2 protein-coding genes are annotated in these 6,450 nt (G+C 60.8%); both read right to left on the bottom strand.

The genetic code is table 11. The annotated features are described in order from the left end of the window. Positions 1 to 188: 188 nt before the first annotated feature. Complete coding sequence (locus U2949_RS06070) at positions 189 to 1,661, bottom strand: glutamate synthase subunit beta (RefSeq protein ID WP_321286668.1); 1,473 nt, start codon at positions 1,659 to 1,661, stop codon at positions 189 to 191. Between the two features lie 33 nt (positions 1,662 to 1,694). Further along, positions 1,695 to 6,428, bottom strand: coding sequence for a glutamate synthase-related protein (locus U2949_RS06065; protein WP_125303923.1), 4,734 nt, complete (start codon positions 6,426 to 6,428; stop codon positions 1,695 to 1,697). Between the last annotated feature and the right edge of the window lie 22 nt (positions 6,429 to 6,450).

Here is a 6,450-nt window from a genome sequence, read left to right as displayed (position 1 = left end):
GGCATCAGGCATCAGGCATCAGGCATCAGGCATCAGGCATCAGGCATCAGGCATCAGGCATCGAGCTGCAAACAACAGATAAGAACCTGCGAAGTCAGGAGGCCTGGAAGTGATCTCGTTCGCCCGAAGACAAACAGCCAGCCGTTAATCGCGGCTGGGTGTTTGTGTACTGGTACTGCCAGGAAGACTTAGCGGGGAAGTGTCGAACTCCCCATCAGGAACTCGTCTACGGAACGGGCGCACTGGCGGCCTTCGCGGATGGCCCAGACGATCAGGGACTGGCCGCGTCGCATGTCTCCGGCGGCGAAGACTTTGGCTCGGCTGGTTTGGTAGTCATCCGTGTTGGCAGCGACGTTGCCGCGCTGGTCGGCTTCTACGGCAAAGGCGTCCAGCACTTGGCGTACGGGGGCGGTGAAGCCCATGGCCAGCAGGACCAGATCGGCGGGGAAGGTCATTTCGGAGCCGGCGATGGGCGTCATGCTCATGCGGCCTGTCGCGGGATCGGTTTTCCATTCCACCCGCACGGCGCGCAGTTCTTTGACTTGGCCGTTCTTGCCTTCCAGCTCTACGGTGTTGATCGCCCAGTCACGCTCGCAGCCTTCTTCGTGCGAGGACGAGGTGCGCAGTTTCATGGGCCAGTAGGGCCAGGTTAGCTCCGTGTTTTCCTGCTCGGGTGGGCGGGGCATCAGTTCGAACTGGGTGACTGATTTTGCGCCCTGGCGTGTGCTGGTGCCCACGCAGTCCGAGCCGGTATCACCACCACCAATCACCACGACATGTTTGCCTTGGGCGCTGATGGCGGGGGTGCCACGTGAACCGGCAACTTGCTGGTTCTGGATACGCAGGAAGTCCATGGCGGGATGTACGCCTTGCAGCTGGCTACCGGGGGCGTCCAGCAGGCGTGGGGTTTCGGAGCCGCCGGCCAGGATGATCGCGTCGAACTGTTGCTCAAGATCGGTAGGGGACAGCACGGTCAGCCCCGGTTCCTGGGCGGCTTGATCTTGTGCCTGACCAATATAGGTAGAAGGGCAAAACTGCACGCCCTCGGCCTGCATTTGGGCGATGCGACGATCCAGCAGGTGCTTGTCCAGTTTGAAGTCGGGGATGCCGTAGCGCATCAGGCCACCAATGCGGTCGCTTTTCTCGTACACGGTGACGTCGTGGCCGACGCGTGCCAATTGCTGTGCACTGGCCAATCCGGCAGGGCCGGAGCCGATGACGGCCACGCGTTTGCCAGTTTTGTGGGTAGGTACTTGTGGTTCAACCCAACCTTCTGCCCAGCCTTTGTCGATGATGGCGTGCTCAATGGATTTGATACCCACGGGCGCACGGTCAATGTTCAAGGTACAGGCTGCCTCGCAAGGAGCGGGGCAGATGCGGCCGGTGATTTCCGGAAAGTTGTTGGTGGAGTGCAGCACGTCCAGCGCTTCTTTCCACTGCTGGCGGTAAACCAGATCATTCCAGTCGGGGATGATGTTGTTGACCGGGCAGCCGTTGTGGCAGAAGGGGATGCCGCAGTCCATGCAGCGGGCGGCCTGTTGGCCTGCCTGTTCGTCGTTCAATACCTGGACAAACTCTTTCCAGTGCTTGACCCGCTTTAAAGGAGCTTCTACGGCTTCTTGCAGACGTTGAAACTCAAGAAATCCAGTCGTCTTTCCCATGATGTGTCGTTTCCTGATGGTGATGGGAAGGGTTCAGGCCGAAGCCGAACGGCGGGTTTTACTGCTTTTGGGCGCGGCTTTGCTCGCTTGCGGGCCTTGCCACAATTCGCTCAATGCACGGCGGTATTCGCGTGGAATGACTTTGACGAATTGTGCGCGGGCGCTGTCCCAGTCTTTCAAGAGCTCGCGGGCCTGGAAGCTGCCCGTGGCCTTGAAATGTTCCTGAACCAGGGTTTGCAAGATGGCATCGTCGGTCTGGCGTTCGCCCTGGGCGCTACGGCTGTGCCATTGCGCCATGCTGCTGTTCATCTCTTGCTCGGCCTTGCTCAAAACGGGCTCCAGATCCACCATGCCGGGGTTGCAGCGCAGTTGCAGGCGACGTTGCGGGTCCCACACGTAGGCCACGCCACCGGACATGCCGGCTGCAAAGTTGCGGCCCACTTCACCCAGGACAACGACAGTGCCGCCCGTCATGTATTCGCAGCCGTGGTCGCCTACGCCTTCCACAACCGCGCTGGCACCGGAGTTACGCACGGCAAAGCGTTCGCCGGCGACGCCGTTGAAGTAGGCTGCACCTGCCAAGGCACCGTAAAGCACGGTATTACCCACGATGATGTGGTCCGGGCCGTAGCCACGGAAGTCGTTGGGCGAGCGCACGATAATGCGGCCGCCGGACAAGCCTTTGCCCACGTAGTCATTGGCTTCGCCCACCAGATCCAGGGTGATGCCCTGGGCCAGGAAAGCGCCAAAGCTCTGGCCCGCCGTGCCTTTGCATTGAATGTGCAGGCTGTCGTCAGGCAGACCTTGATGACCGTATTTCTTGGTGAATACGCCCGAGAGCATGGCACCGACGCTGCGGTTGCGGTTGCGTACGGGGGTGATGAAGGACAGTGGGGTGCCCTGATTCAGGGTGACGGCGCTGCGCTCGATCAGTTGGCGATCCAGTGTGTGTTCCAGGTCATGATCCTGGGTGGCGATCTGACGTGGGGACTCTTCGTTTTCCACTTTGTGCAGCAGACGGGAGAAGTCCAGACCTTGTGCTTTCCAGTGTTCGATACCACTGCGCATATCCAGCCAGTCGCTGCGACCGATCAGATCGTCAAAGTGACGCACGCCCAGCTTGGCCATCAGTTCACGCACTTCTTCGGCAACAAAGAAGAAGTAGTTCACCACGTGCTCGGGCTTGCCCTTGAACTTGCGGCGCAGCACGGGGTCTTGAGTGGCAACGCCAACCGGGCAGGTGTTCAGATGGCATTTGCGCATCATGATGCAGCCTTCCACGACCAGCGGGGCGGTGGCAAAGCCAAATTCATCCGCACCCAGCAAGGCGCCGATCACCACATCGCGGCCGGTCTTCATCTGGCCGTCAGCCTGCACACGAATGCGGCTGCGCAAGCGGTTCAGCAACAGGGTCTGCTGGGTTTCAGCCAGGCCCAGTTCCCACGGCGTACCGGCGTGCTTGATGGAGGACAGGGGCGAAGCACCCGTACCACCGTCGTGACCGGCAATCACAATGTGATCGGCCTTGGCTTTGGCAACACCGGCAGCCACGGTGCCCACACCGACTTTGGACACCAGCTTCACGGAGATATCCGCTTGCGGGTTCACGTTCTTCAAATCGTGAATCAGCTGGGCCAAATCTTCGATGGAGTAAATGTCGTGATGGGGTGGAGGAGAAATCAGGCCCACACCGGGAACGGAATAACGTAGCTTGGCGATGTACTCGGACACTTTGTGGCCAGGCAATTGACCGCCTTCGCCGGGCTTGGCACCTTGTGCCATCTTGATCTGGATTTGATCGGCACTGCACAGATACTGGGCCGACACACCAAAGCGGCCGGACGCTACCTGCTTGATGCGCGAGCGCAGCGAATCGTTCTCTTGCAGATCAATGTCGGCAAACACGCGATCCTGGCCCAGGACGCTGGCCAAGGTGTCACCCTGGCGAATGCCGCTTTTACCGTGCTGCATTTCGTGCTGATAGCGCAGCTCGTCCTCGCCACCTTCGCCGGTATTGGACTTGCCGCCAATCCGGTTCATGGCCACAGCCAGTACGGCATGGGCTTCGGTGGAAATCGAACCCAGCGACATGGCGCCGGTTGCAAAGCGTTTGACGATCTCGCTGGCCGGTTCTACTTCTTCCAGGGGAATGGCCCGGGCCGGGTCCAGACGCAGCTCGAACAAACCGCGCAGGGTCATATGACGGCGGCTTTGCTCGTTGATGAGCTGGGCGTATTCCTTGTAGGTGCTGTAGTTCTGGCTGCGGGTAGCGTGTTGCAGCTTGGCGATGGAGTCGGCCGTCCACATATGGGCTTCGCCGCGCACGCGTACTGCGTATTCGCCACCGGCTTCCAGATGATTTTCCAGTACAGGATCTTTGCTGTAGGCGGCGCGGTGCTGACGCAGCGCTTCTTCGGCCACGGTGAAGATATCAATCCCTTCTACCGGACAGGAGGTGCCCACAAAGTATTTGTCCACCAGCGAGCGCGACAGGCCGATGGTCTCGAAAATCTGCGCGCCGGTGTAGGACATGTAGGTGGAGATGCCCATTTTGGACATGACCTTGTACAAGCCCTTGTTGATGGCCTTGATGTAGTAGCCCTCGGCCTGGGACGCGTCGATCTGGTTGATCGGGTCCTGGGCCAGATGCTGCAGGCTTTCAAAAGCCAGCCACGGGTGCATGGCTTCGGCACCATACGCACCCAGCAGGGCGAAGTGATGCACTTCACGGGCCGAGCCGGTTTCCACAACCAGACCCGTGCGGGTACGCAGACCGATGCGGATCAGGTGCTGGTGAATGGCCGAGGTCGCCAGCAGGGCGGGGATGGCCACATGCTCGGCGTCACAACGGCGATCCGTCAGGATCAGGATGTTGTAGCCATCGCGCACGGCATCCGCCGCACGGGCGCACAGGGCGGCCACGCTGGCCTCAATGCCTTCCGGGCCCCAGGCGCTGGGGTAGACGATGTCCAGTTCCTGGCTGCGGAACTTGCCATTGCTGGCCGTTTCAATGCGCCGGATCTGGTTCATGTCAGACGGGCTCAGCACGGGCTGGGAGACTTCCAGACGCAGTGGCGGGTTGACGTTATTGATGTCCAGCAGATTGGGCTTGGGGCCAATAAAGGACACCAGCGACATCACCATCTGTTCGCGAATCGGGTCGATAGGTGGGTTGGTAACCTGGGCAAACAGCTGGCGGAAGTAGTTGTAGAAGGGCTTGGACTTGTCGGACAGCACGGCCAACGGCGCGTCGTTACCCATGGAGCCGGTGGCTTCTTCACCCTTGCTGGCCATGGGCTGCAGCACGACCTTGATGTCTTCCTGAGTCCAGCCAAAGGCTTGTTGTTGATCCAGCAGGTCGCGGCTGGCCAATTGGGGACGTACACCGGGCACGCTGGGCAGGGAGTCCAGGCGCAAGCGCAGGCGTTCAATCCACTGCTTGTAGGGATGGGTGTTGGCCAGTTGGGACTTGATCTCGGCATCGTCAATGATGCGGCCCTGTTCCAGATCGATCAGCAGCATCTTGCCGGGTTGCAGACGCCATTTCTTGACGATGCGGTGCTCGGGGATGGGCAGAGTACCGGCTTCAGAGGCCAGCACAATCATGTCGTCGTCGGTGATGACGTAGCGGGCCGGACGCAGGCCGTTGCGGTCCAGCAGTGCACCGATTTGCAGGCCATCGGTAAAGGCGATGGCGGCGGGGCCATCCCAAGGCTCCATCTGGGCTGCGTAGTACTCGTAGAAAGCGCGACGGCTCTCGTCCATCTCGGCGTGCTGTTCCCAGGCCTCCGGCATCATGATCATCATGGCGTGCGGCAGGGAATAGCCGGCCATCACCAGCAGTTCCAGACAGTTGTCGAAGGTGGCCGTGTCGGACTGGCCTTCGTACACGATGGGGTAGAGCTTTTGCAGGTCCGAGCCCAGCACGGCTGATTCCATGGCGCCTTCACGGGCACGCAGCCAGTTGAAGTTGCCCTGTACCGTGTTGATCTCGCCGTTGTGGGCGATCAGGCGGTACGGGTGGGCCAGAGGCCAGGCAGGGAAGGTGTTGGTGGAAAAGCGCTGGTGCACCAGAGCCAGGGCGGAACAGGCGCGAGGGTCGGCCAGATCGCGGTAGTAGCGGCCAACCTGGTCAGCCAGCAGCAAGCCCTTGTAGACGATGGTGCGCACCGAGGCCGAGGTCACAAAGTATTCCTGTCCGTGGGCCAATGCCATGCGGTAGATGGCGTGGCTGGCGGTCTTGCGGATCACGTACAGCTTGCGCTCCAGCGCGTCGGGCACCATCACATCCGGGCCGCGGCCAATGAACAGCTGGCGAATCACCGGCTCGTTGGCCTTGACCGTGGGCGACATGGGCATGGTGCTGTCCACGGGCACATCGCGCCAGCCCAGCATGTGCTGGCCTTCGGCACGTACCGCACGTTCCAGCTCCTGTTCACAGGCCAGGCGGGAAGCGGTTTCTTTGGGCAGGAACACCATGGCTACGCCATACTCGCCGGGGGGCGGCAGGGTCACGCCCTGGGCGGCCATTTCTTCGCGGTAAAGCTGGTCGGGGATCTGGATCAGAATGCCTGCACCGTCGCCCATCAAGGGGTCTGCGCCTACAGCGCCGCGGTGATCAAGGTTTTCCAGGATTTTGAGGCCTTGGGTGATGATGGCGTGGCTCGCCTGGCCTTTGATGTGTGCGATAAATCCGACGCCGCAGGCGTCGTGTTCATTAGCGGGAAGGTACAAGCCTTGGGCTTGGGGGGGACAGGAGTGTGTCATGGGCGTATCCGCAAAGAACGTG

This window comes from Alcaligenes phenolicus (genome assembly GCF_032063905.1).
GTDB lineage: Bacteria > Pseudomonadota > Gammaproteobacteria > Burkholderiales > Burkholderiaceae_B > Alcaligenes > Alcaligenes phenolicus.
This window is presented reverse-complemented; position numbering and strand designations above follow the sequence as displayed.